The organism is Streptomyces sp. NPDC005438 (assembly GCF_040606315.1).
Lineage (GTDB): Bacteria > Actinomycetota > Actinomycetes > Streptomycetales > Streptomycetaceae > Streptomyces.
In genome coordinates this window covers 40,288-65,759 of sequence record NZ_JBEXEP010000013.1, presented here as the reverse complement: position 1 = coordinate 65,759, position 25,472 = coordinate 40,288, and the positions used below count along the sequence as shown (strand labels likewise).

The following is a 25,472-nucleotide window of genomic DNA, read 5'->3' as shown; positions in this document are numbered from 1 at the left end:
GAACCATAGGAATCGCGGTGCCGCCCGTCAACGGGACGCGCGCCCACGGGGTGACCCAGCGCACCCGGGCCGTGGGTGACAGCCCAAACTAGCGTCGCTAGTTTGGGGGGATGCGCGAACACCACAGCGTCTACCTGGACGGCACCTGGCTGCCCTCCACCAGCACCGAGACCATCGAGGTCCTCGATCCCGCCCGGGACGAGGTGATCGCCACCGTGCCGGCCGGGACCGACGAGGACGTGGACCGGGCGGTGCGCGCCGCCCAGGCCGCCCTGCCCGGCTGGCGTACCACCGCGCCCGCCCGGCGGGCCGCGTACCTGGAGGCCCTGGCCGACCAACTCGACGCGCACGCCGAGGAGATCGCCCGGACCGTCACCGACGAACTCGGCTGCCCGGTCGGCTTCTCCCGCGCCGTACAGGCCGGCCTCCCGCGCCAGGTGGCCCGAAGCTACGCCGAACTGGCCGCCACCCACCCCTTCGAGGAACGGATCGGCAACTCCCACGTCTTCCACGAGCCGGTCGGAGTGGTGGGGGCGATCACCCCCTGGAACTACCCGCTGCACCAGATCGTGGCCAAGGTCGCGCCCGCCCTCGCGGCCGGCTGCACCGTGGTGGTGAAGCCGGCCGAGAACACCCCGCTGGTCGCCCTGCTGCTGGCCCGGCTGGTGGACGCGGCCGGTCTGCCGGCCGGGGTGTTCAACCTGGTGACCGGTCTGGGTCCGGTGGCCGGTGAGGCCCTGGCCCGACACCCCGGGGTGGACCTGGTGTCCTTCACCGGCTCCACCCGGGTGGGCCGCCACATCGGCGCCCTGGCCGGTGGCGAGGTCAAGCGGGTGGCCCTGGAGCTGGGCGGCAAGTCGGCCAACGTGATCCTTCCGGGGGCCGACCTGACCAAGGCGGTCAAGATCGGGGTGGCCAACGTGATGGCCAACTCCGGCCAGACGTGCAGCGCGTGGACCAGGATGCTGGTCCCGGCCGAGCACCACGAGGAGGCGGTACGTCTGGCCACCGCCGCCGTGGCCAAGTACGTGCCGGGCGACCCCCGGGACGAGACGGTACGGGTCGGGCCGGTGGTCAGCCACGCCCAACGGGACCGGGTACGCGGCTACATCGAGCGCGGGGTGAGCGAGGGCGCCCGGCTGGTCGCGGGCGGCCCGCAGGCCCCCGAGGGCCTGGACCGGGGCTGCTATGTGCGGCCCACCCTGTTCACCGACGTCGAGCCGGACATGGTGATCGCCCAGGAGGAGATCTTCGGCCCCGTACTGAGCCTGCTGCGGTACCAGGACACCGAGGACGCGCTGCGGATCGCCAACGACTCCCGCTACGGGCTGTCCGGCGCGGTCTGGTCCGAGGACCAGGCCGAGGCCGTCGCCTTCGCCCGTCGGATGCGGACCGGGCAGGTCGACGTCAACGGTGGCCGCTTCAACCCCCTCGCGCCCTTCGGCGGGTACAAACAGTCCGGTGTGGGCCGCGAGTTGGGGCCGCACGGCCTGGCCGAGTACCTCCACACCCAGTCCCTCCAGCTGTAGGGCGGGGCGTCCGGGGCTCCGGCCACCACCGGAACGCGCACACCGCCCCCTCGGGACCGAACGACACCCCACCGCCCCCGCCCACCTCCCGCCCCGAACCAGGAGACTCCCCGTGGTCCGAGCCGCCGTACTGCCCGCCGTCAACGCGCCCCTACGGGTCACCGAGATCGAACTGCCCGCACCCGGCCCCGGCCAGGTGCGGGTACGGCTCGCCGCCGCCGGGGTGTGCCACTCCGACCTGTCGCTGGCCACCGGAGTGCTGCGGCAACCCGTGCCGGCCGTCCTGGGCCACGAGGGCGCGGGCACCGTGGTCGCCGTCGGAGAGGGCGTGGACGGGTTCGCCCCCGGCTGTGAGGTCATCCTCAACTGGGCGCCGGCCTGCGGGAGTTGCCACTACTGCGTCCACCTGGCGGAGCCCTGGCTCTGTCAGGAGGCCAACGCCGCCACCACCGTGCCCTACGCCCGTACCCCCGACGGCGCCGAGCTGTACCCGGGGCTGAGCGTGGCCGCCTTCGCCGAGGAGACCGTGGTGCCCGCCCGCGCGCTGCTGCCCCTGCCCGAGGGGGTGCCGCTGGCGGACGCGGCGCTGCTGGGCTGCGCGGTACTGACCGGCTACGGGGCCGTCCACCACAGCGCTCGGGTCCGCGAGGGGGAGACGGTCGCCGTCTTCGGGGTCGGCGGGGTCGGGCTGGCCGCCCTCCAGAGCGCCCGCCTCGCCGGGGCCGGCCGGCTGGTCGCGGTCGACGTCTCCCCCGAGAAGGAGGAGTTGGCCCGCGCCTGCGGGGCCACCGACTACCTCGTCGCCTCCGACCGTACGTCCCGGGACATCCGTGACCTCACCGGACGGCTGGGGGTGGACGTGGCGGTGGAGTGCGCCGGGCGGGCCACCAGCATCCGGGCCGCCTGGGACTCCACCCGCCGGGGTGGGCGCACCACGGTGGTGGGCATCGGCTCCAAGGACGACCGGCTGTCGCTGTCCGCCCTGGAGGTCTTCCACTTCGCCCGCACGCTCACCGGCTGTGTGTACGGCGACTGTGTACCCGCCCGCGACCTGCCGGTGCTGGCGGCACATGTACGGGCCGGCCGCATCGACCTGGGGGCCCTGGTCAGCCGGCGGATCGGACTGGAGGGCGTGCCGGGGGCGTTCGAGGACATGGTGGCCGGTCGGGGTGCCCGGGCGCTGGTGGAGTTCCCCGACGCGGGCTGAGGCCGATGGTGGGCCCAACTCCGGGGTGTGGTGGGGGAGTTGGGGGCTGGTTCGGTCACCCCTCCGGGTGGTCCCCGGGCGGGTCGGACTGGAGGGGGTGCCGGGGCGTTCGAGGGGATGGGGCAGCCGCCTTTTCGCGGGTGCGCGAGCGACCTGCTGTGGCTGGCCCCGGCGGGCGGCTTCCCGACGTGGCTGGTCCTCTGGGGCCGGCCCGTCCCGGCCTGCTGTCGACCTCGCCGGGACCGCGCGTGGTCCACGCCGCACCCGCGTCTCGACGTGGCCGAGGGGGGCAACTCCGGGGTGTGGTGGGGGAGTTGGGGGCTGGTTCGGTCATCCCTCCGGGTGGTCCCGGCCGTCGGGGAAGGTGTCGGCCAGCCCCCGTACCAGGGCCGCCAACCCGGTCTCGAACGCGCCCTCGTCGACCCGGTCGCGCTGGTCGGCCAGCAGGTGGGCCTGGGTGAGGTGGGGGTAGCTGTCCTCGTACAGCGAGGCGTCGTCCACGAAGCCCCGGGCGAAGGACCCCAGAGCGCTGCCGGCGACGAAGTACCGCATCAGGGCGCCGATGTGGGTGGCCTGGGCCCGGCTCCAGCCGGCCCGGGTCATGGCGCCGAACACCGCGTCGGCCATCCGCAGTTGGCTGGGCCGGCGGCCGGGCCCCTGGGCGAGGAACGGCACGATGTGCGGGTGGGCGCGCAGCGCCGCCCGGTAGGAGCGCGCCCAGCGGGTCAACGCCTCGTCCCAGGGGGTGCCGTCCTCGAACATCGTCAGGTCGACCCGGGAGCACACCTGGTCGGCCACCGCGTCGAGGATCTCGTCCTTGGTGCGGAAGTGGTTGTACAACGAGGGCCCGCTGACGCCGAGTTCGGCCGCCAGCCGCCGGGTGGAGACGGCCTGGAGGCCGTCGGCGTCCACCAGGCGCAGGGCGGTCGCCACGATGCGTTCCCTGCTGAGGAGGGGCTTGCGGGGCCTGGCCATGCCGCACATAGTAGAGCCCGCGCGAGAAAAACTAGCACTGCTCATTTCCGGGAGGTCGGCCCCATGGACCTGCGGCTCACCGACGAACAGTCCGACGCCCGGGCGCTGGCCCGGCAGTTCGTCCGACGCGAGGTCACCCCGTACGCCGCCGACTGGGACCGCGCCGAGAGCGTCGACCCGGCACTCCCCGGGAGGCTCGGCGAACTCGGCTTCCTCGGCCTGACCCTCCCCGAGGAGTACGGCGGCAGTGGCGGCGACCACCTGACCTACACCCTGGTCACCGAGGAACTCGGACGCGGCGACTCTTCCGTACGCGGACTGCTGTCGGTCTCCCTCGGGCTGGTGGCCAAGTCGGTGGCCGCCTGGGGCACCGAGGAGCAGAAGCGCCGGTGGCTGCCCGGGCTGTGCTCCGGCCAGTCCCTGGGCTGCTTCGGCCTGACCGAACCCGGCACCGGCTCCGACGCCGCCGCGCTCACCACCCGCGCCCGCCGGGACGGCGGCGACTGGGTCCTGGACGGCGCCAAGACCTTCATCACCAACGGCACCTGGGCCGAGGTGGTCCTGCTGTTCGCCCGCACCGGGGGAGAGGGCCACCGGGGGGTGAGCGCCTTCCTGGTTCCGGCCGACAGCCCGGGCCTGACCCGTACCCCGGTGCACGGCAAGCTGGGCCTGCGCGGACAGCCCACCGCCGAACTCGTCCTGGACGGGGTACGGGTGCCGGGGGACGCCCTGCTCGGCGAGGAGGGCAGGGGGTTCACGGTGGCGATGTCCGCCCTCGCCAAGGGCCGGATGTCGGTGGCCGCCGGCTGCGTCGGCCTGGCCCAGGCCAGCCTGGACGCCGCCGTGGGGTACGCCGGGGAACGGGAGCAGTTCGGCACCACCCTCGCCCACCACCAGCTGGTGCAGGAACTGCTGGCCGACATCGCGGTCGACGTGGACGCCGCCCGACTGCTCACCTGGCGGGTGGCCGACCTGATCGACCGGGGTGAGCCGTTCGCCACCGAGTCCTCGGTGGCCAAGCTGTACGCCAGCGAGGCGGCCGTACGCTGCGCCAACAACGCCCTCCAGGTCTTCGGCGGTCACGGCTACATCGACGCCCACCCGGTGGGGAAGCTGGTCCGGGACGCCCGGGTGATGACCCTCTACGAGGGCACCAGCCAGATCCACAAGCTGCTCATCGGCCGTGCCCTCACCGGCGTCTCGGCCTTCTGAACCTCCCCCTGAGGCCGTCCCTCGGCGGTCCGCCGGCCGTCGGGGCGCGTGGTGCATCCCGCCGATCCGCCAAGGATCCCCACACCGTGCTCTAAGCGCCTGCTCAGAGCGCCCTGTAGGGTGTTCGCCCGGCGGAGGGAGGCGATGCCAGGTGGCCACCAAGCAGTCGCGGGCCGAGGAACGGGGAGACGGGCACACGGTGCCCGACGAGTCCTTCGCGGGGGTCAGCCCCGACGCGGCGCGGCGCCTGTTGCTGGCCGCGGTGGAGGCCTTCGCCGAACGCGGCTTCCACGCCACCACCACCCGGGACATCGCCGGGCGGGCCGGCATGAGTCCGGCCGCCCTCTACATCCACTACAAGACCAAGGAAGAGCTGCTCTACCAGATCAGCAAGGTCGGCCACGAGCGTTCGGTCACCACCCTCACCGAGGCGGCCGGCTCGACGGAGAGCGCACCCGGGCGGCTGGCCTCGGCCGTACGGTCCTTCGTGCACTGGCACGCCGCCCACCACACCACCGCCCGGGTGGTGCAGTACGAGTTGGCCGCCCTGGGGCCGGAGCACTACACGGAGATCCTCGGACTGCGGCACCGCTGTGAGGAGACGCTGCGCCAGGTGCTGGAGGACGGAGTGGCCTCGGGCGACTTCCGGGTCAGCGACACCCGGGGCACCACCACCGCGATCATGTCGCTGTGCGTGGACGTCTCCCGCTGGTACCGCCCCGAGGGTCGGCGCGCCCCCGAGGACATCGGGGAGCTGTACGCGGAACTGGCACTGCGCATGGTGGGGTGCGGGCAGGCCCACCCCGGTGGGGAGCGGCGGTCCTGATGCCGCCCCCGCCTCACCAGTAGTAGCGGCTGACCGACTCCGCCACGCACACCGGCTTGTCGAAGCCCTCCCGCTCCACGGTGACCCGAGCGGTGATCTGCGCACCCTCGCCCTGCTCGCCGACCTCGGTCACCTCGACCAGCAGCACCGAGGCACGGACCCTGGAGCCCACCGGCAGCGGCGCGGGGAACCGCACCTTGTTGCAGCCGTAGTTGACGCCCATCCGCGCGCCCTCGACCTGGAGGACCTGCGGTGTCAGCAGGGGGAGCAGGGACAGGGTGAGGTAGCCGTGCGCGATGGTGGTGCCGAACGGGCCCTGGGCCGCCCGTTCGGGATCGACATGGATCCACTGGTGGTCGCCGGTCGCCTCCGCGAAGGCGTCCACCCGGTCCTGGTCGATCCCCAGCCAGTCGCTGGTGCCCAACTCCTCGCCGACCGCCGCCCGCAACTCCTCGGTCGAGGCGAAGGTCCGTGCCTGTGCCATCCGTGCGTCCTCCCGATCATGGCGCTAAGCGCCCGCTCAGGATGACCTCGGTGCCGTCTTGTGTCAACGCCGACGGACGCTGACGGACGCCGACAGACACCGCCGCGCACCGCCGCCGTACGGGCCGCTCAGCTGGCCAGCACCCGGCGGCCGGTGTTGTTCAGCCCGGCGATGGTGAGGTCGGGAAACCGACCCTCCCGGACGGCGATCGCCCGCCGCAGGACCTCCGCGAGCCGACCGGACGGCGGGGCCTCGGGGTCGCAGGGGACCACCTGCCGGCCGCCCCAGGTGCGCCGGTGCCAGGCGTCCACCTCGGTCGGCTGGCGGATTCCCAGCTGCTTCTCCTGCCGCCGACGCTTGGCGACCTTCGACTCGTAGGCCAGCCATACCGCCCTGGCCTCCTCCAACTCCTCCAGGGCCGCCACCAGCAGCCGGGGGTCGGGTTCACGCTCCTCCGGGGAGATCCCCACTCGTGCGCACAGATGTCGCCAGGTCGCCCGGTGCCCGTAGGGGGCGAACCGTTCCAGACAGCGGCGCAGTGCCTGCCGCCGCTGGGACGGCTCTCTGTCGGGGTCTCGAACCTGCTCGGCCAGCGCTCTGAATCCGGCCAACCTTCCCACCTCCGAGGCAGATCGGTGTGACTCCTTGGGGGTGTGACGTGGCCGCCGGCCGATCGGCTCCCGGTCTTGGGCGACTTTTTACGCGGTCTCCCGCGCGGTCACACCACAGCCCCTCTCAAGTGGCGGACCGCCTACCCGGGTTGGCGGGGTTCAGTGGTACCCCACACAAGCTGCTCGCCGCATCGGAACGAGGTCTTCACGAGTGCCCGTCAGAGCGGGTCAGCCCTCGAACACGCATGTCATCCGAGGTCCCGGCCCTCCCCGGTTCACCACAGGCCCCACACACCCGCCACACCGAGGACCACCACACAGCCCACGGCGGCCAGCGCGTACCGCCCGTCCAGGGCGACCGGTCGCGCCCCGGCCAGCACCCGGGCCCGCCGCCGGGCCAGCCCCACGAACAACACCCAGCCCAGCCCGGCCAGCGCACACGGCAGGACGACGCCGGCCCCGGCACCCTCCGCGCCCCGGTGCGTCATCGCCCGGCACACCAGCACCACGACCACGGTGAACGCCAGGGTGGTGCGCCGCCAGGCCAACCAGGTCCGCTCCGGCTGGGCCCCCGGGTCCCGCGCCGCCCCGGTCACCGCACCCGCCCCCACAGCACGGTCACCGCGACCACCACCGCCGCCAGTCCGGTACCGGCCGCCAACAGCACCGGGAACCGGGAGACGGGCAGGTCCTCGCCCCGCCGCATCGCCAGCTCGCAGCGGGCCCAGTGGTGCACCGCCCGCAGGGCGCAGGCCCCGCCGCCGACCAGCAGTACCAGGGCCACCGAGGTACGGGCGGTGACCGACAGCCGGGTGAGGAACTGGTCGACCGCGAGCCCGCCGCCGACCAGGGCCAGGGCGGTACGTATCCAGGCGAGGAAGGTCCGTTCGTTGGCCAGGGAGAAGCGGTAGTCCGGGGTGTGGCCCTCCTCCCGCAACCGTCGCGGTGACCACGCGTAACCCCAGCCGTCCCTGTGCTCCCTCGCCATGGGGCGAGCTTAGGCCGTCGGGTGATCACCGGTCGCGGGGAGGCCGGCGCCGGGGCCGCCGTTGCGCGGGACGCGCAACGGGCACTGCGGGAGCGGATGAAGTTGCCGGCCCCCGGGGCCCGGTCCGCGCACGGCGCTTGCGCGGCGGAATACCCCTCAGTAAGAACGTAACTGTTCACCTCACCCCGGCCGGCGTGCCGTGGGCGGGACAGCGCGAGCCGGAAAGCGGTGCCAGATGGCGTACGACGCGGACGTGATCGTGATCGGAGCGGGGCTCGCCGGACTGGCCGCCACCGCCGAGCTGGCCGAGGCCGGACGGAGGGTGATCCTGCTCGACCAGGAGCCCGAGACCTCCCTGGGCGGCCAGGCCCACTGGTCCTTCGGCGGGCTGTTCCTGGTGAACTCGCCCGAGCAACGGCGGCTGCGTATCCGGGACAGCCGCGAACTGGCCTGGCAGGACTGGCTGGGCACGGCCGGCTTCGACCGCGAGGAGGACCACTGGCCGCGCCGCTGGGCCGAGGCCTACGTCGACTTCGCCGCCGGGGAGAAGCGCTCCTGGCTCCGGGGCATGGGCCTGCGGCTGTTCCCCGTGGTCGGCTGGGCCGAACGCGGCGGCTACGACGCCACCGGCCACGGCAACTCCGTACCCCGCTTCCACATCACCTGGGGCACCGGCCCCGGAGTGGTCGCCCCCTTCGAGCGCCGGGTACGGGCCGGGGTCGCCACCGGACGCGTGGAGCTGAGGTTCCGGCACCGGGTCACCGGCCTCTCCCGTACCGACGGAGTGGTGGACACCGTGACCGGGGACCTCCTGGAACCCAGCCGGGCCGAGCGGGGCACCGCCAGCGGGCGCACCGTGGTGGGCGACTTCCAACTCCGCGCCCAGGCGGTGATCGTCACCTCCGGCGGCATCGGCGGCAACCTCGACCTGGTGCGGGCCAACTGGCCCGAACGGCTGGGCCGTCCACCGGCCCGCATGGTCCGGGGCGTACCCGCCCACGTGGACGGGGAGATGCTCCAGGTCACCGAGGCCGCCGGCGGGCGGATCATCAACCGGGACCGGATGTGGCACTACACCGAGGGAATCCAGAACTGGAACCCGATCTGGAAGGGGCACGGCATCCGCATCCTGCCCGGCCCGTCCTCCCTGTGGCTGGACGCCCAAGGCAGACGGCTCCCGGTGCCGCTTTTCCCCGGGTTCGACACCCTGGGGACGCTGGAGCACATCATGCGCGGCGGCCACGAGCACACCTGGTTCGTCCTGTCCCAACGGATCATCGAGAAGGAGTTCACCCTCTCCGGCTCCGAGCAGAACCCCGACCTGACCGGCAAGGACGTACGGCAGGTGCTGGGCCGCGCCCGGTCCGGCGCCCCCGGCCCGGTACAGGCCTTCATGGACCACGGCGCCGACTTCGTGGTGGAACGCGAACTGCCCGCCCTGGTACGGAGGATGAACGAACTGGTGGCGGCCACCGCCGCCGAGGACGGGGTACCGGCGGACCAGGTCCCGGTCATCGAGGAGGCCGCGTTGCGCCGCGAGATCGAGGCCCGCGACCGGGAGATCGCCAACCCCTACACCAAGGACCTCCAGGTCACCGCCATGCGCGGAGCGCGGAAGTACCTCGGGGACCGCCTGGTACGGGTGGCCAGCCCCCACCGGCTGCTGGACCCCAAGGCCGGCCCGCTGATCGCCGTACGGCTCAACATCCTCACCCGCAAGACCCTCGGCGGACTGGAGACGGACCTGTCCGCGCGGGTGCTGGGCGAGGACGGCCAGCCCCTGTCGGGGGTGTACGCGGCCGGTGAGGCGGCCGGCTTCGGCGGGGGAGGGGTGCACGGCTACCGCTCCCTGGAGGGCACCTTCCTGGGCGGCTGCCTGTTCTCCGGCCGCACCGCCGGACGGGCGGCGGCCAAGGCCGTGGGCTAGGGGCGTCGTTCGGATCCTGGGAGATCAGGGAGCGCGCGCGGGGTCACCTCGCGCGCCGCGTTTGCCGCCGACCTGTCGCCGTGGGCGTCGCTGAGGGCCGCTACCGCCGACGTGCCCCTGACTCCTCCTCCGCCCCGCTCTGCCGCTGGCGCGGGACACCAGAACGCGCCCACTGGTCTCCCGAGATCCACATAGCACCCCCTGGACGCACGGGCCGGCGGGTCGTCCGCGCGGACGTGGTGGCGCAGGGGGAGGGCGTACGCGGACCCGGTGCGCCACCGGTTCGCCGGCGTCGGTGCTCTGCTGGGTGGTGACGTGCGGGGTGCCGGTCTCGGTGGTGGGACGCGGTACGGAGTAGCGGATGTCGGGTGTCCGATCAGTCGCGTCCGCCGTGGGCCCTGCCGCGAGGGGGCTTCGTGGTGGGACGCGGCTCCGGGTGGCTCCACCACCCCGAGGGGCCTTCGCCGCGATGCGCGTCACCGGTGGGGCGGTGACGCGCGGGGTGCTGGTCCGGGGGCCCTGACCCCGTGGCCCAGGCGGTGGATCACGCACCCTCAGATCCTCCACATCTACCGGAACATGCCTGGGAGCCCGCACTGAGTCGGCCTCACATCCCTTATCCCGTAGGGGAGTTGACCGGAACGCACACCCCCGGGAACGTCGCTCAGGGTGAACGGGAGGTCCCTGTCAATTACCGTGACCGGCTTGACGAGCCACGGACATCTCGCTTGGGTGATCCCTGGCCATGAATCCACCACCCTTCCGCCTCTCCCGACGCCGCGACCGCGCTCCCCTGGAGCCCGCGCTCGACGACACCGCCCTCGCCACCGCCCGCAACGCACTCCAACAGGGACGCTGGACCGAGGTCCGCGAACTGTTGCTGGAGACGGGCGAGGACTGGAACCTGAGGGGGCATCGGATCGAGGTGCTGGCCCAGGCCGAGAACAGCGAGACCTGGGCCCTGGACTGGCGGCTGGCCGAACCCGACAGCGCCGAGGCGGCCTGTCTCATAGCCGCCGCCCGCACCCGGCAGGCGCTCGCCAGGGGTTCGCGCCCCGAACCGGCGGTGGAGGCCATCGAGGAGGCGCGGCGACTGCTCCCCCAGGACCCCACCCCCTGGCTGGAGGCGCTGAGGCTGTGGCACCGGATGGGCACCCCCGAACAGCGGGCCCGCGCCTTCGACGAGGTACGCGCCCGCGTCCCGTACCACCACCAGGGCCACCACCTGTGGGTGGCCGAACTGGCCGAGCACGCCCAGGGTGGCTCCCAGGACCACCTCCCGCACCCCGTCTACGAGTTCGCCACCCAGGCCCTGTCCCGCCGCGACTCCCCGCTGGCCGTCCTGCCGGTCCTCGCCCACGCCGAGCGGTACCGGGTCCTGGCCGCACACCAGCCGGACAAGACCGACCTGACCGCCCACTGGAACGGCTGGCGTGCCCAGCAGGTCACCCGGATCGCCTTCGACCGCTGGCTGGACGACCAACCCCGGCACCCCCGTTGGATGGTGGACCTCAACCTCCTCGCCCACGCCAAGTTCCACCAGGGACGGCTGGCCGAGGCCGCCGCCCTGTTCCAGCGCATCGGCCCCCATGTGTCGGCCGTCCCCTGGGCGTTCGGCGGCCGTGACCCGGTGGCCGAGTTCCGCGCCGCCCGCTCCGCCGCGCTGGGCGGGTGACCACCCGTCACCCGGCCCGGACCAACCCCCAACACCCCAGGGAGGACTGCCCGTATGACCACCGGCAGTGACAGCGAGATCAGTACCTATCGAGGACAGGACGGCGCCCTGCGGGCCAACCGGATCGGCGCGGCCGGGCTGCTGCTGTCCGTCCTCGCCGCCACCGCCCCCCTGATGGTGGTCGGCGGGGTGATGCCCACCACCTACGCCGTGATGGACATCGTCGGCGCACCGCTCCTCTTCGTCATCCTCGGCGTGGTGATGGCCCTGTTCGGCGTCGGCTACGCCGAGATGAGCCGGCACGTCCACAACGCCGGCGCCTTCTACGCCTACATCGCCCGGGGCCTGGGAGGCACCGCGGGAGCCGGCGCCTCCTTCCTGGCCCTCGCCGCCTACAACGCCCTCCAGATCGGGATCTACGGCATCTTCGGGTTCGAGGTCTCCGCCCTGCTGGAGCAGCACCTGGACTGGAGCGTCGCCTGGTGGATCCCGGCCCTGGTCGCCGTGGCTGTCACCGGGGTGCTGGGCGCCCTGAAGATCGACCTCAACGCCCGGGTACTGGGGCTGTTGCTGATCATCGAGGTCGTACTGATCGTCGTCCTCGACGTCGCCTTCGCCGCCGACCCCGGCCCCCAGGGGCTCACCGCGCACGCCTTCGACCCCTCGACGCTCAGCGGCGCCGGTGTGGGCACCGCGCTGTGCTTCACGGTGGCCGCCTTCCTCGGCTTCGAACAGGCACCGGTGTACGCGGAGGAGACCAGCCGCCCGCAGACCGTGGTGGCCCGGGTGATGTTCTTGGCCGTCGGCATCGTCGCGGTGTTCTTCGCCCTCAGCTCCTGGCTCATCGGGGTGGCCACCGGACCCGACAGGGTGGTCGCCCAGGCACAGGAACAGGGACCGGGACTGATCTTCGCCCTCAGCGAGTCCCGGCTCGGCGGCACCTTCACCGACCTGCTGCACGTCTTCTTCGTGACCGGCATCTTCGCCTCCATGCTGGCCTTCCACAACGTGGTCGCCCGCTACTCCTTCGCCATGGGCCGCGAGGGACTGCTCCCGGAACGGATCGGCCGCGCCTCCGCCCACAGCGGTGCCCCCGCGTTCGGTTCGGTGGTGCAGACGGTGACCGCCACGGTGGTGCTGGTGCTGTTCGCGGTCACCGACGACAAGCCCAACGGCGACCCCACCGCACCGGTGGAGCGGCTGTTCACCTGGATGGGCAACATCGGGGCCCTGGGGGTGATGGTCCTGATGGCCGTCACCTGTGTCGCGGTCATCTCCTTCTTCGTCCGCCGGGGCGCCGCCGCCGTGCAGTGGCCCCGACTGCTGTGCGCCGGCCTCGCCTGTGTCGCCCTGCTGGTGATCATCGGGTACGCCCTGAAGGACTTCGACGTACTCGTGGCCGCGCCCCCCGGCTCGGTCACCCCCTGGCTGCTGCCCAGCGTGCTGCTGGTCGCGGTGGTGATCGGACTGGTCTGGGGCGAGGTGCTGCGCCGTACCCGCCCCGCCGCGCACGCCCGTATCGGGCTGGGCAACCAGGCCTTCCAGCTGGAGCGGGCCTCCCAGGCCGAGACCACCGGCAACCACCCCACGCAGAACAGGAGTTGAGCGATGACCGACACCGCCGTGGGACACCCTCTGGACCCGCTCACCGCCGAGGAGATCGCCACCGCCCGCCGGGTGCTGGACGAGGCCGGCAAGGTCACCGACACCACCCGGTTCCCCCTGGTGCTGCTGGACGAGCCGGACCGGCACGTGGTCGCCGCCCACCGCCCGGGCGACCCGGTGCCCCGGGTGGTACGGGCCACCCTGCTGGACGCCGCCACCGGGGTCAGCGCGGAGGCGCTGGTCGACGTGGTCTCCGGGCTGCTGCTCGCCTACCGGGACCTGGACGCCGCCCGTGACGGCCAGCCCCCGGTGCTGATGGGCGAGTACGAGCTGTGCGAGGGCATCGTCAAGGCCGACCCCCGCTGGCGCGAGGCCATGGAGCGACGCCAACTGGACGAGCGGGCACAGGAGTTGGCCGTCTGCGCCCCCCTGGCGGCCGGCCACTTCGAGGTGGCCGAGGAGGAGGGACGGCGGATGCTCCGCTCGCTGACCTTCCTGCGCTGCGACGAGAGCGACAACCCCTTCGCCCATCCGGTCGGCGGACTGGTGGCCGACGTGGACCTGGTCGAGGGGCGGGTGCTGCGGCTGCTGGACACCGGAGTGGTGCCCACCCCCTCCGAGTGCGGGCGCTACGAGCCGGAGCACAACGGGCCGCCCCGTACCGACCTGCGCCCCCTTGAGATCACCCAGCCCGAGGGGCCCTCCTTCCACCTGGACGGCCACCAACTCAGCTGGCTGCGCTGGCGGTTGAGGCTGGACTTCAACGCCCGCGAGGGGCTGGTGCTCCACCAGGTCGGTTTCGAAGACGAGGACCGGGTCCGCCCGGTGCTGCACCGCGCCTCACTGGCCGAGATGGCCGTGCCGTACGCCGAGCCCGACCCGTCCCGCAACTGGGTCTGCTACCTGGACGCCGGGGAGTACCTGCTCGGCCGCAACGCCAACTCCCTCCGGCTGGGCTGCGACTGCCTGGGCGAGATCACCTACGTGGACGCCGTCCTGCACGACGACCACGGCAACCCGGAGGTCCTGCCGCAGGCCGTCTGCATCCACGAGGAGGACTTCGGCCTGCTGTGGAAGCACACCAACATCTTCGACGACATGGCCGCCCACAGCCGCCGCTCCCGCCGGCTGGTGATCTCCTTCATCACCACCCTGGGCAACTACGACTACGGCTTCTACTGGTACCTCTACCAGGACGGCACCATCGAGTTCGAGGCCAAGTCCACCGGACTGCTCCAGACCTCCGCCAGTGAACCGGGCACCGACAGCCCCTACGCCACCGAGGTCGCCCCCGGCCTCCAGGCCCCGTACCACCAGCACCTGTTCTGCGCCCGGCTGGACCCGGTGGTGGACGGCCCCCACAACACGGTGGAGGAACTGGAGGCCCAACCGGTACCGATGGGGCCGGACAACCCCAACGGCAACGCCTTCACCGTACGGACCACCACCGTGACCGGCGCCGCCGAGGGCGGACGCGAGGGCCGGGCCTCGGTGGGCCGGCGCTGGCGGATCAGCAACCCCTCACGGCACAACCGGATGGGGCGGCCGGTCGCGTACACCCTGGTGCCCCAGACCGAACCCACCCTGCTGGCCCGCCCGGACTCCTCGGTGGCCCGTCGTGTCGCCTACGGAGGGCGGCACCTGTGGGTGACCCGGTACGCCAAGGACCGGCACTACCCGGACGGCGACTACCCCAACCAGCACCCCGGCGGGGCCGGGGTGCCCCAGTGGACGCGCGGCAACGCGTCCCTGGAGAACACCGAGTTGACGCTCTGGCACACCTTCGGGCCCACCCACGTCCCCCGGCTGGAGGACTGGCCGGTGATGCCCGTGGACCGCTGCGGCTTCACGCTGCGCCCCACCGGCTTCTTCGACCGCAACCCGGCCCTGGACCTGCCGCCGGAGTCCGCCGGCGGCCACTGCCACACCGCGTCCGGCCACTGAGCCGACCGGCCGGAAAGCCGGCCCGGACAGTCGCACCGCGGCCCCGGACAAAGGGAACGGGCCGACTCGCTCCCACCCACCAGGAGCGAGCCGGCCCGTCTCTCACCCGAGGGTGAGGGTCTTCTTGAGCTTCGCCTCACTGCTGCTACCCACGAACACCTCGAACTCACCTGGTTCGACCAGGAGTTCTCCACGGGGGTCGTTGGTGTGGAAACCGAGGTCGTCAGCGCCCAGGGTGAAGGAGACGGTACGGGAACGCCCCGGAGCCAGGGTCACCCGCTCGAAGCCCTGGAGCCGCCGCACCGGCTGGGCGACGCTGGCCACCTTGTCCCGCACGTACAGCTGCACCACCTCGTCGCCCTCGCGGCGGCCGGTGTTGGTGACCTTCACACTGACCCGGATTTTCACCTTGCCCCGGCGTACCGCCTCGGCACTGGCGCGGGAGCGGTCCAGGGTCAGGTCGGAGAACGCGAAGCTGGTGTAGCTGAGCCCGAACCCGAAGGGGAACAGCGGGCCGTGCGGCAGGTCGAGGTACTTCGAGGTGTAGTCGTTGTCCGGGTCGTAGGGGCGCCCGGTGTTGTCGTGGGCGTAGTAGTACGGCAACTGCCCCACCGCGCGCGGGAACTGGGCGGGGAGCTTCGCCCCCGGACTGACCTTGCCGAACAGCAGGTCGGCGATGGCGTTGCCGCCCTCCAGCCCCGGATGCCAGGCGTTCAGCAGGGCCGGGGAGTGCTTCACCACGTGGGACAGCGCCAACGGCCGCCCGGCCAGCACCACCACCACGAAGGGCTTGCCGGTCCCGGCCACCTCGGTGATCAGCTGATCCTGCACCCCGGGCAGGGTGATGTCCGCCCGGGCCGCCGCCTCACCGCTGTGGCTCGCCTTCTCCCCGACGACCACCACGGCCGCATCGGCCTCCCGTACGGCGGCCACCGCGCGACCGATCTTGCCGGTGTCCTTCCCGGTCACCTCGCAGCCCTTGGTGAAGCTGACCTTGGCGTCCGGCAGCGCCTTGCGTACCCCCTCCAGCACCGACACCGCGGGGAACTTCTCCGCGCCGGGGCCGGCCCAGGTGCCGTGCAGCTCCCTGGTGTCGTCGCCCAACGGGCCGACCACGGCCACCCTGGACAGGTTGGTCTTGAACGGCAGGGTGCCGTCCTCGTTGCGCAGCAGCACCGCCGAACGTGCCGCCGCCTTCCGGGCCCGGGCCCGGAAGGCCTTGGTGGGCTTGTCGATCTGCCCGTCCTCGTCGGTGTACGGGTTCTCGAACAGCCCCAGCCGCATCTTGATCCGCAGGATCCGGGCCACCGCGTCGTCCAGCCGCTCGCGGCTCAGCTTCCCCGACTCCAGCAGCTTCCTGCCGTGTTCGGCGTAGGTGGTGGAGACCATCTCCATGTCCACCCCCGCCCCCAGCGCCAGGCGGGCGGCGTCCGCCCCGTCGGCCGCGACCCCGTGCGGGATCAGCTCGCCCACCCCGTTGTAGTCGGCGATGACGAAGCCCTCGAAGCCCAGTTCACGGTGCAGGATCTCGGTGAGGGTGTGCTTGTTGGCGTGCGCCGGCACCCCGTTGATCGAGTTGAACGAGGCCATCACGGTCGCCACCCCGGCGTCCACGGCCGCCTTGAACGGAGGCAGGGCCACGTCCCGTAGCCGGCGCTCGGAGATGTCGACGGTGTTGTAGTCGCGCCCGCCCTCGGGGAAGCCGTAGCCCACGAAGTGCTTGACGCAGGCGGCCAGTCGGTCCTTGGCCGCGTAGTCCTCACCCTGGAAGCCCCGGACCTTCGCGGCCGTCAACGCCGCGGTCAGATAGGGGTCCTCGCCGCAGCCCTCGGCGATCCGCCCCCAGCGGGGTTCCCGGGTCACGTCCGCCATCGGCGCGAAGGTCCAGTGGATGCCCCAGGAACGGGCCTCGGCGGCACCCACCTCGGCGTCGGCGGTCACCACCTCCGGGTCGAAGCTGGCCGCCTGGCCCAGGGGTACCGGGAAGGTGGTGTGGAACCCGTGGATCACGTCCAGCCCGTAGATCAGCGGGATGCCCAGCCGGGATTCCTCCACGGCCGCCCGCTGCACCTCGTTGGTCTCCTCGGCCCCGTACAGGTTGAGGATCGACCCGAGGAGGCCCTTGGCGGCCAGTTCCCGGGCCTCCTTGTTCTGGCCCTCGCCCGGCCCGGTGTCGTTGTTCCAACTCAGCTGCTGGAGCTGGCCGAACTTCTCCTCCACCGTCATCTTCGCCAGCAGCGCCCTGACCCGTGCCTCCAGCTTCCGGTCCCGTACCGGTCGGGGACGGGGTTTGGCGGGGGCGGCCTCCGCCGCGCCGGCGTTCCACGCGGTGGCCGAGGAGGCGAGCACCGTGGCGCCCGCGGTGGTCTTGAACACGTGGCGACGGCTGAATCTACGGCCCACTCGGTGCTCCTTCATCGGATGCGTCCGGTACCAACGGCACGTTCTGGTACGGCAGTTAAGCCGCGCCCCATGGTCACGTCAACAAGCCGAACGCATCACCCCGCGCCACCACCCCGGACCCGTTCACGCCGTTCAAGTCCTGAAACGGAACCCCGCCTTCGTCCGCCCACCCCGAGGGCGCGCCCCCTCTCCTCGGTCCGCTGGAGAGTCCCACCCCGGCACGTAGGGGGCAGGCCCGGGCGGGCCCTGTGCGCCCGCCGTGCCGGGGGCGGCGGAGGCTCCCGTCGCCGGCCCGTGGGGCGGTGACCAGGGAAGCTTCGCGCGTACGGGCGCCCCATGTATTCGCCAGGACACCCGCGAGGAAAACTGTCACGGCGGGAGTAGAAATTCACGGCCGATGGGGCTACTGTTCCTCGTGCAGCCAGAAGTCCAGTGGGACAGGCAGCCAAGGACGAGCTGCCACGAGGTACCGCCGAACGGCGGCGGCACGGCAAGTGGAGCGGCGGGGCCGGGAGAAGGAAGGGTTCCGCCGCTGACTTCCGGGCCGGGCGGCCCAAGAGGGGCGCCACAGCAGTACCGAGTGGAGTGCAGAATCAGAGAAGAAAAGGAGGTTGGAAGCCATCAGGATCGCCTGAGCGAGGACAAGCGCGCTCGGGTACCGCAGACCCCGGACAGGAAGGTGGTCACACGGTCACGCATCCGCGATCCGCGTACCGCCCGCCCTCTGAGAGGCGACGGTACGCACAGTGAGAACCGGCACCTCAGTGCGCCGGTAGATGGTTACCAATCCAGCGGGGTCCTGGCGTCCTGACGACGCCAGGACCCCTCGACGTGTGCCCCGAGAGGTGTAGATGACCCAAGAGAACCCGCTTGACCGCCTGGACGACGAGGACTACCCCGCCTACACCATGGGGCGGGCCGCCGAGATACTCGAAACCACCCCCGCCTTCCTGCGGGCCGTCGGCGAGGCCGGCCTCATCACCCCGCTGCGTTCCGAGGGCGGACACCGCCGCTACTCCCGCTACCAGCTCAAGATCGCCGCCCGAGCCCGCGAACTCGTCGATCAGGGCACCCCCATCGAGGCCGCCTGCCGCATCGTCATCCTCGAAGACCAGCTTGAGGAAGCCCGACGTGAGAACGAGGAACGTTCCCTCGAAGCGCAGTGACCGCCCCCTCGGCCCGCTCATCGCGCCGCCGAGAGCCCCGCTGACACGTACGGCGACCGGCACGTACGGCAGGGGGCTCTCGACACGCGGATACTCCTCCGCTCAGTCGTCCTCGTACTGCGACAGGGCCAACCCCAGGCCGAACAGCGTCGGGGCCCACTCCCCGACGTAGATCCCCCACCTGTCCGCCCGGTCCTGCCCGGCCGCCTCGCCCTTGCGCGAACCGAGCCAGGCGAGGACCGACAGGCCCACGGACACCAGCCCCGCGTTGTACGCGTGGTCGCTACGCAGCCCCATCTCGTGCAGCTTTCTCACCATGGTCTGGCCTCACTTTCACCGGTGACGGATGCCTTCGCCAGGGTCACCCCCACCACTCCCACCAGCCACCCGAGCGAAGCGCCCGAGCTACGCGTCCCCGTTGGCTCCCCGGCGACAACCTCGCCGGGGAGCCAGCGACGCCCACGGCAGCCCAGTGGGCTCCGCTGCGTGGGGTCGGGCGCTGGGTGGGCAACGGCTGTCGGTGGGGGTGACGTGTGGTTACGGGGCATCCCCGCGCGTGCGGGGAGCAGATCCGGCCGGGGGTCAGCCGTGCTGATCCGACAGGGCCATCCCCGCGTGTGCGGGGAGCAGCCTGCGTGATGCCACCCTCGGTCGCCGATACGGGGGGCCATCCCCGCGTGCGCGGGGAGCAGTGCGGGAAGGGCAGGTTCTCGAAGCGCGAGGCGGGACTATCCCTGCGGGCGCGGGGAGCAGAGCGGGATCGTGGACAGCGCGCGGGCGATGTAGGGACCATCCCCGCGTTCGCGGGGAGCAGGAGATCAGCGCCCGTCGCCCCCGCATCACCGTGGGACCATCCCCGCGCGTGCGGGGAGCAGTGAGGAAGACCCGACGCATGGCCTGGGGCCTCGGGACCATCCCCGCGCGTGCGGGGAGCAGACGCGTGCCTGCCCCGCTGGCGGGAGCGGCTCGGGACCATCCCCGCGCGTGCGGGGAGCAGCCTGGAGATGGACTCACCGCAGTGGGTGCGGGGGGACCATCCCCGCGCGTGCGGGGAGCAGTCGACAAGCGCGTTAAGGAGCTGTCCGACTCCGGGACCATCCCCGCGCGTGCGGGGAGCAGTTCATGCTCGCACCGGGCGGCAAAATGCCCGCGGGACCATCCCCGCGCGTGCGGGGAGCAGATCAGCCTGATCGGGATGTCGGATGCGGGCGAGGGACCATCCCCGCGCGTGCGGGGAGCAGTGACCGCAGCCTTGGCCTTGATGCGACCGTACGGGACCATCCCCGCGCGTGCGGGGAGCAGCGGTGCGCGTCAGCCTGCCACCGGTCGGTGAAGGGACCATCCCCGCGCGTGCGGGGAGCAGCAGCACATGGCCGGCCCCGGGAAGGCGGTCAGGGGACCATCCCCGCGCGTGCGGGGAGCAGACCCGGCATGACCAGCTTGGCGCCGTGACGGCGGGACCATCCCCGCGCGTGCGGGGAGCAGGTCATGTGACCCGGGCGGTGGTGGATCGGTTGGGGACCATCCCCGCGCGTGCGGGGAGCAGGCTTGCTGACCTGTGGGTTTATCCGTGGGGGTGGGGCAACCGAGCAACTTGTTGAGGAACGGACATTTCACCCCAGGGTGTTGAGGCTGAGGTAACCACCCTATGTGCGCGCCCCTGGCTCACCAGTGGGGCGCCGTGAGAGGGGTGGCCGCCCGCTCGCGTCCCCGGCCCGCCCCCCAACATCGGTCTCCGTCGGTGGAGTTGAGCTAAGAGGCCCCGGAGCCCCGCCCCAACCCGGGGCCCGCCCCCGCCCAACCCGGCTCGGGCTCCCGGTGTGGGGCGCCGTAGAGGGGCGGAACCGTGTCCACGTACTCCGCCCCCCGCCTCTGACGGGTGGCCAGCCGCCCCCAACGGCCGTCAGCCCAGGGGCGGTTGCCCGGGGTGACGGCCGTGGTTGACGTCGGGTCAGGCGCGGCCGGCCAGTTCGTAGCCGGCCTCGTCGACGGCCTGGGCCACGGCGGCGTCGTCCGGGGTGCCGTCGGTGGTGACGGTGACTCGTCCGGTGGGAAGGTCGACGGTCACTTCGTGGACCTGTGGCAGCTCGTTGAGCGCCTTGGTGACCGCGGACTCGCAGTGGGCGCAGGTCATGCCGGTGACGTGGTAGGTGGTCTGTTCGGTCGCCACGGGTTCCCTCCAGAGGTTCGCTCGTATACCCCTGAGGGGTATCTTCGACCTCCATGGATACCACGTGACCCCACCGCCGTGCCCACCCGCCCCTCCACGGGGCGGCCTCCGGCGCACGGGCGGTGAGGGGCGCCCCGGCCGGGCGCACGGGGATGGTCAGGGGTTCGACGGAGGCGGAAAGGTCTCCCGGACCGTGCGGTCCCGCAACTCGTCGAGCAGGCGCTCCTGTTGGGCGGCCCGGGCGGCCAGCTCCCGGAGGCGGTGGGCGTCCAGGGTGGTGTGCTCCGGCGCGACCGCCTCCAGGGTCCGCCACAGCGACTCCTTGCCGAGTACGCCCATCCGCAGCGCCTCGATCTCCAGTACCGGCCGTGAGTCGTCCCGTCGGCCCAGCAGTCGGCCGCGTGCGACCTGGGCGAGCTTCGCGGTGAGCCAGCCGCCCGCCAGCCGGGAGCGGCTCACCTGTATCTCCATCTCCCGCATGATCCGCAGGAGGGTGACCCGGTCCTCGGTGAACTCCTGCGCCAGCGCGGTGAGTTCGTCGGCGCGGGCCCGGTGTGTGGGCGACTCGGACAGGCGTTGTGCCAGTTCGACGCCTGCGGTCGCGCCGCCGAGGTGGTTGTTGAGGTAGAGCCCGAGCGGTCGGGATGCGGACTCGGCCGTGGGGCCGTGCAGGGTGGAGGGCATGGTGACCTCCCTTCGGTGTGGCGGCGGCTTGACCCGTCCGAGTACCCCCACCGCCGGCCGTTAGGCGTCGAAAGTGACCTGATCCCATTGTGGGGGAGTTACAGGTCTTTCGGTATGGGTGGTGGGGTTTTGTTCGTCACCGCGTTTCGTCGCCGCGCCCTCGGTCAGCCCGTACGGGGCGCGGGCCCCTCGCGTACCACCTCACGCGGGTCCTTGTCGCCCCGCAGCCCCAGGAACCGTGGATGCCGCAGCATCCCGTCCCGGGTCCACTCGGCGAAGTCCACCTGGGCCACCAGCAGGGGCTCCACCCAGTGCGGGCCGCGCTCGCGTACCGGATCGGTGAACGGCGAGGAGGCGCGGGCCCGCGCCTCCAGGCCCCGGTGCAGTACACGCAGGGTGGCGTCGTCGAAGCCGGTGCCGACCTTGCCCGCGTACCGCAGCGAGCCCGCCTGGTAGTAGCCCAACAACAGGGCCCCGAAGCCGATCCGCGCCCCCGAGGGGTCGGTGTACCCGCCGATCACGAACTCCTGACCCCGGGAGCACTTGAGCTTCAGCCAGTCCCCGGAGCGCCCCCGTCCGTAGCGGCTCCGCGCCCGCTTGGCGATCAGCCCCTCCCAGCCCTGGGCGCAGGCGCGTTCCAGCAGGTCCGCCCCGCCCTGGTTGCGGTGCGGGGTGAAGCCCAGGGGCGGGGTGAACTCCACCACCCGGCGCAGCAGCGACTTACGGGTACGCAGGGGGAGCCGGCCGGTCGCCAGGCCGTCCAGGGCCAGCAGGTCGAACAGTTGGTAGCTGATCCTGACCGGGCTCGCCCGGGCCCGCTCGGGGTCGGTGATCTGCATCCGCTGTTGCAGCAGGGAGAAGTCGGTCCGTCCCCGGTGGAAGGCCACCACCTCGCCGTCCACCACCAGGTCGTGGTGGGGCTGTCGGGCCAGGGCCTCGACCAGCTCGGGGTAGGTGTCGTTCAGTGGCTGCCCACTGCGCGAGCGCAGCCACACACGGTCACCATGCCGTACCGCCAGTACCCGTACGCCGTCCCACTTCCGCTCGAAGATCCACTCCACCGGGAACTCGCGGCGGTCCGAGAGCCTGGCCAGCATGGGCGCGGCCACCAGCTCCAACCCGTCCGGCGCCGGTGACAGCAACCGCTGTTCCCCGGGCGGCAGTTGGGCCAACGGGTGGTGCACCGTCGGGCCCCGGGACCGGGTGCCCTCTGGTACGTCGTCTGGTACGTCCACGCCCGACGGGTAACCCCTCGCGGCGGTTCCAACCTCGTACCGGCCACGGTCCACCACACCGGCCGAACGACGCTGGGCGGGCCGGAGACTCTCCGGCCCGCCCAGCGGGTGAACAACTGTGTCGAGGGGGGGACTTGAACCCCCACGCCCTGTAAAGGGCACTAGCACCTCAAGCTAGCGCGTCTGCCATTCCGCCACCCCGACGAGGTGTGTTCCGCGTGCCCCGTGGGGGCCTCGCGACGCGGTAAACCCTAACACTGCCCAGCGGTGACGATCACGCCGGCCGCCATGCGAACGTCACCGAGCCGCCCTTGGGATGGGGCCCTCCAGGCGGGAGGATGGAGGAACAAGCACCGAGGACCGAGGAGGCAGCGTGAACCAGCCGAGTCCCGCGCCGGACCGCGACCCGTCCACGACCCCGACGGGCGAGGACGAGGTCGTCGACCTGTGCCGTGAGCTGATCCGCATCGACACCAGCAACTACGGCGGCCACTCCGGCCCCGGTGAGCGCGCCGCCGCGGAGTACGTGGCGGAGAAGCTCGCCGAGGTGGGACTGGAGCCGCAGATCTTCGAGTCGCACCCGGGCCGGGCCTCCACGGTCGCCCGCATCCAGGGCGAGGACCCTTCCCGGCCCGCGCTGCTGATTCACGGGCACACCGACGTGGTGCCGGCCAACGCCTCGGACTGGACCCACGACCCGTTCTCGGGCGAGGTCGTCGACGGCTGTGTGTGGGGCCGGGGCGCGGTCGACATGAAGGACATGGACGCCATGACCCTGGCCGTCGTACGGGAGAGGCTGCGCTCCGGCCGGCGCCCGCCCCGGGACGTCGTGCTGGCCTTCCTCGCCGACGAGGAGGCCGGCGGTGTCTACGGCGCCCGTCACCTGGTCGACCACCACCCCGACCTGTTCGAGGGCGTCACCGAGGCCATCGGCGAGGTGGGCGGCTTCTCCTTCACGGTCAACGAGAACCTCCGGCTGTACCTGGTGGAGACCGCCCAGAAGGGGATGCACTGGATGCGGCTGACCGTGGACGGCACCGCCGGTCACGGCTCCATGACCAACAGCGACAACGCCATCACCGAACTCTGCGAGGCGGTGGGGCGGTTGGGCCGGCACAAGTTCCCGGTCCGGGTCACCAAGACGGTCCGCTCCTTCCTCGACGAGCTGTCGGACGCCCTGGGGACCGAGCTGGACCCCGAGGACATGGAGGAGACGCTCGCCAAGCTCGGCGGCATCGCCAAGCTGGTCGGCGCGACCCTCCAGAACACCGCCGCCCCCACGCAGTTGGGCGCCGGCTACAAGGTCAACGTCATCCCCGGACAGGCCACCGCCCACGTCGACGGCCGGTTCCTGCCTGGCCACGAGGATGAGTTCCTCGCGGACCTGGACCGCATCCTGGGGCCCCGGGTACGCCGGGAGGACGTCCACGCGGACAAGGCCCTGGAGACCGGCTTCGACGGCCCGCTGGTCAACGCCATGCAGACGGCGCTCCGTGCCGAGGACCCGGTGGCCCGCGCGGTGCCGTACATGCTCTCCGGCGGTACGGACGCCAAGTCGTTCGACGACCTGGGTATCCGCTGCTTCGGGTTCGCGCCGTTGAAGCTGCCGCCCGAGCTGGACTTCGCCGGGATGTTCCACGGGGTCGACGAGCGGGTCCCGGTGGACGGCCTCCGGTTCGGCGTACGGGTGTTGGACCGGTTCCTCGACCAGGTCTGAGGCTCCTCGCCCCTCGTGACCCCTCTTGTGCGTCTTGCGCGTCAGCACACTGACGGCTCGGTCCTCCAGAAGGGTGAATGCCCTCTGGGGGCAGTAGCCCGCACCCCCAATCCTCGTTACAGGTGGTGCGGTCCGCGGCTGGGACCGCATTGTCTACAAGGAGGAATAATGATCAAGAAGGTCGTCGCCGCTGCGGCAGCCACCGGTGGTCTGGTGCTCGCGGGTGCGGGCATGGCCGTCGCCGACTCCGGTGCCCAGGGCGCCGCTGCCCACTCCCCGGGTGTGCTCTCCGGCAACACCGTGCAGGTTCCCGTGCACGTGCCGGTGAACGTCTGTGGCAACACCATTGACGTGATCGGGGTTCTGAACCCGGCCTTCGGCAACACCTGCGTCAACAAGTGACATCGCTCCCCGGCTGACGGGGACACCGCCGTGCGGCCCTGGACTGCCCGTGAGGCACCGGGGCCGCACGGTCCTTGGGGGGATGCAGTGTGGGTCACCGTAGCGCCCCTCCCTCAATTCGCTACGCACGAGGCAAGGCAGAGGATCGAACATGCGACAGGTCACCAAGAAGGGCCTGATCACCGTCGCCGCCATGGGCGGCGTGCTGGCCGCCATGTCGGGGGACATCGCCCACGCGGACTCGGGGGCCCAGGGCAACTCGGAGGGATCCCCCGGTGTGCTGTCCGGCAACACCGTGCAGATCCCGTTGGACATCGACATCAACGCGTGCGGCAACACCGTCAACGTACTGGCGCTGCTCAACCCGACGATGGGGAACGAGTGCGCCAACGTCTCGGAGTCCAAGACGCCGCCGAGCAAGACTCCTGAGAAGCCCAAGCCGGAGCAGCCCAAGCCGGAACAGCCGAAGCCCGAGCAGCCTCGGCCCGAGCAGCCCAAGCCCGAGGTCGACTCGCCCGCTCCCGAACCCGTCGCCCACGAGACCCCCCAGCTCGCCGAGACCGGTGCCAGCTCGGCACTGAGCGTCGGCCTCCCGGTGAGCGCGGGTCTGCTGCTGGGCGGTGCCGTCCTCTACCGCAGGGGCCGGCACTCCACGCGCTGATCCCTGCCGGCGCCCGCACCGTGTACGGCGCGGGCGCACCCCGTGAACGAG

21 protein-coding genes, 1 tRNA gene, 1 pseudogene and 1 CRISPR repeat array are annotated in these 25,472 nt (G+C 72.1%); of the genes and pseudogenes, 12 read left to right on the top strand and 11 right to left on the bottom strand.

Annotated features, from left to right (window positions below; genetic code table 11):
* Positions 1-110: 110 nt before the first annotated feature.
* Positions 111-1,529 (top strand): aldehyde dehydrogenase family protein, encoded by a 1,419-nt coding sequence (locus ABZT14_RS23270; protein WP_356305875.1) that lies wholly within the window; start codon positions 111-113, stop codon positions 1,527-1,529.
* A gap of 112 nt (positions 1,530-1,641) precedes the next feature.
* Positions 1,642-2,736, top strand: a complete 1,095-nt coding sequence (locus tag ABZT14_RS23265) for a zinc-binding dehydrogenase (protein ID WP_356305873.1) — start codon at positions 1,642-1,644, stop codon at positions 2,734-2,736.
* A gap of 330 nt (positions 2,737-3,066) precedes the next feature.
* Here ABZT14_RS23265 and ABZT14_RS23260 read toward each other — a convergent pair whose 3' ends face one another.
* Positions 3,067-3,720 carry a TetR/AcrR family transcriptional regulator C-terminal domain-containing protein gene (locus tag ABZT14_RS23260; protein WP_356306005.1) on the bottom strand — a complete coding sequence of 218 codons (654 nt, stop codon included), beginning with the start codon at positions 3,718-3,720 and terminating at the stop codon, positions 3,067-3,069.
* A gap of 54 nt (positions 3,721-3,774) precedes the next feature.
* On the opposite strand from ABZT14_RS23260, the gene ABZT14_RS23255 reads away from it, so the two are divergent.
* Complete coding sequence (locus tag ABZT14_RS23255) at positions 3,775-4,923, top strand: acyl-CoA dehydrogenase family protein (RefSeq protein WP_356305871.1); 1,149 nt, start codon at positions 3,775-3,777, stop codon at positions 4,921-4,923.
* A gap of 199 nt (positions 4,924-5,122) precedes the next feature.
* On the top strand, positions 5,123-5,749 hold the full coding sequence (locus ABZT14_RS23250; protein WP_356306003.1) for a TetR/AcrR family transcriptional regulator: 627 nt from the start codon (positions 5,123-5,125) through the stop codon (positions 5,747-5,749).
* Positions 5,750-5,762: 13 nt separating this feature from the next.
* On the opposite strand, the gene ABZT14_RS23245 is transcribed toward ABZT14_RS23250, so the two are convergent.
* The 4 genes and pseudogenes from ABZT14_RS23245 to ABZT14_RS23230 form a co-directional block, all read right to left on the bottom strand.
* The gene (locus tag ABZT14_RS23245; protein WP_356305869.1) at positions 5,763-6,233 is read right to left on the bottom strand and encodes a MaoC family dehydratase; all 471 of its coding nucleotides are present in this window, start codon (positions 6,231-6,233) and stop codon (positions 5,763-5,765) included.
* Between the two features lie 203 nt (positions 6,234-6,436).
* Positions 6,437-6,844, bottom strand: a pseudogene (locus ABZT14_RS23240) (hypothetical protein); the annotation flags it as partial.
* Between the two features lie 275 nt (positions 6,845-7,119).
* A complete protein-coding gene (locus tag ABZT14_RS23235) occupies positions 7,120-7,440 on the bottom strand; it encodes a DUF202 domain-containing protein (RefSeq protein ID WP_356305867.1) in 321 nt (106 codons plus the stop codon).
* A complete protein-coding gene (locus ABZT14_RS23230) occupies positions 7,437-7,832 on the bottom strand; it encodes a DUF202 domain-containing protein (protein ID WP_356305865.1) in 396 nt (131 codons plus the stop codon). The genes ABZT14_RS23235 and ABZT14_RS23230 overlap by 4 nt, the downstream gene beginning before the upstream one ends.
* Before the next feature lie 235 nt (positions 7,833-8,067).
* On the opposite strand from ABZT14_RS23230, the gene ABZT14_RS23225 reads away from it, so the two are divergent.
* From ABZT14_RS23225 to ABZT14_RS23210, 4 genes are all read left to right on the top strand, one after another.
* The gene (locus tag ABZT14_RS23225) at positions 8,068-9,759 is read left to right on the top strand and encodes an FAD-binding dehydrogenase (protein ID WP_356305863.1); all 1,692 of its coding nucleotides are present in this window, start codon (positions 8,068-8,070) and stop codon (positions 9,757-9,759) included.
* Positions 9,760-10,504: 745 nt separating this feature from the next.
* A complete protein-coding gene (locus ABZT14_RS23220; protein WP_356305861.1) occupies positions 10,505-11,434 on the top strand; it encodes a hypothetical protein in 930 nt (309 codons plus the stop codon).
* 54 nt (positions 11,435-11,488) lie between these two features.
* Positions 11,489-13,039, top strand: coding sequence for an APC family permease (locus tag ABZT14_RS23215; RefSeq protein WP_356305859.1), 1,551 nt, complete (start codon positions 11,489-11,491; stop codon positions 13,037-13,039).
* A gap of 3 nt (positions 13,040-13,042) precedes the next feature.
* On the top strand, positions 13,043-14,983 hold the full coding sequence (locus ABZT14_RS23210; protein ID WP_356305857.1) for a primary-amine oxidase: 1,941 nt from the start codon (positions 13,043-13,045) through the stop codon (positions 14,981-14,983).
* Between the two features lie 102 nt (positions 14,984-15,085).
* Here ABZT14_RS23210 and ABZT14_RS23205 read toward each other — a convergent pair whose 3' ends face one another.
* On the bottom strand, positions 15,086-17,209 hold the full coding sequence (locus ABZT14_RS23205) for a glycoside hydrolase family 3 N-terminal domain-containing protein (protein ID WP_356306001.1): 2,124 nt from the start codon (positions 17,207-17,209) through the stop codon (positions 15,086-15,088).
* 1,028 nt (positions 17,210-18,237) lie between these two features.
* Here ABZT14_RS23205 and ABZT14_RS23200 point away from each other — a divergent pair.
* Positions 18,238-18,552, top strand: coding sequence for a helix-turn-helix domain-containing protein (locus ABZT14_RS23200; protein ID WP_356305855.1), 315 nt, complete (start codon positions 18,238-18,240; stop codon positions 18,550-18,552).
* A gap of 102 nt (positions 18,553-18,654) precedes the next feature.
* Here ABZT14_RS23200 and ABZT14_RS23195 read toward each other — a convergent pair whose 3' ends face one another.
* The 5 genes from ABZT14_RS23195 to ABZT14_RS23175 all read right to left on the bottom strand — a co-directional run bounded on the left by ABZT14_RS23195 (position 18,655) and on the right by ABZT14_RS23175 (position 22,845).
* The gene (locus ABZT14_RS23195; RefSeq protein WP_356305854.1) at positions 18,655-18,870 is read right to left on the bottom strand and encodes a hypothetical protein; all 216 of its coding nucleotides are present in this window, start codon (positions 18,868-18,870) and stop codon (positions 18,655-18,657) included.
* Between the two features lie 222 nt (positions 18,871-19,092).
* A CRISPR array of direct repeats spans positions 19,093-20,098; the repeat unit is 29 nt; unit sequence GGGACCATCCCCGCGCGTGCGGGGAGCAG.
* A gap of 405 nt (positions 20,099-20,503) precedes the next feature.
* Complete coding sequence (locus ABZT14_RS23190; RefSeq protein ID WP_356305852.1) at positions 20,504-20,722, bottom strand: heavy-metal-associated domain-containing protein; 219 nt, start codon at positions 20,720-20,722, stop codon at positions 20,504-20,506.
* 156 nt (positions 20,723-20,878) lie between these two features.
* Entirely contained in the window at positions 20,879-21,406 is a 528-nt protein-coding gene (locus ABZT14_RS23185; RefSeq protein WP_356305850.1) for a hypothetical protein, read from the bottom strand.
* 164 nt (positions 21,407-21,570) lie between these two features.
* Positions 21,571-22,641: a non-homologous end-joining DNA ligase gene (ligD, locus tag ABZT14_RS23180; RefSeq protein ID WP_356305848.1), complete on the bottom strand. Its 1,071-nt coding sequence runs from the start codon at positions 22,639-22,641 to the stop codon at positions 21,571-21,573.
* 119 nt (positions 22,642-22,760) lie between these two features.
* A tRNA-Leu gene (locus ABZT14_RS23175) sits at positions 22,761-22,845 on the bottom strand.
* A 169-nt stretch (positions 22,846-23,014) separates the two neighbouring features.
* Between ABZT14_RS23175 and ABZT14_RS23170 the strand changes: the two genes are divergently transcribed.
* From ABZT14_RS23170 to ABZT14_RS23160, 3 genes are all read left to right on the top strand, one after another.
* Complete coding sequence (locus tag ABZT14_RS23170) at positions 23,015-24,358, top strand: M20/M25/M40 family metallo-hydrolase (protein ID WP_356305846.1); 1,344 nt, start codon at positions 23,015-23,017, stop codon at positions 24,356-24,358.
* A gap of 168 nt (positions 24,359-24,526) precedes the next feature.
* A complete protein-coding gene (gene chpH / locus ABZT14_RS23165) occupies positions 24,527-24,760 on the top strand; it encodes a chaplin ChpH (RefSeq protein WP_356305844.1) in 234 nt (77 codons plus the stop codon).
* A gap of 151 nt (positions 24,761-24,911) precedes the next feature.
* Complete coding sequence (locus ABZT14_RS23160; RefSeq protein WP_356305842.1) at positions 24,912-25,421, top strand: chaplin family protein; 510 nt, start codon at positions 24,912-24,914, stop codon at positions 25,419-25,421.
* Positions 25,422-25,472: the final 51 nt, after the last annotated feature.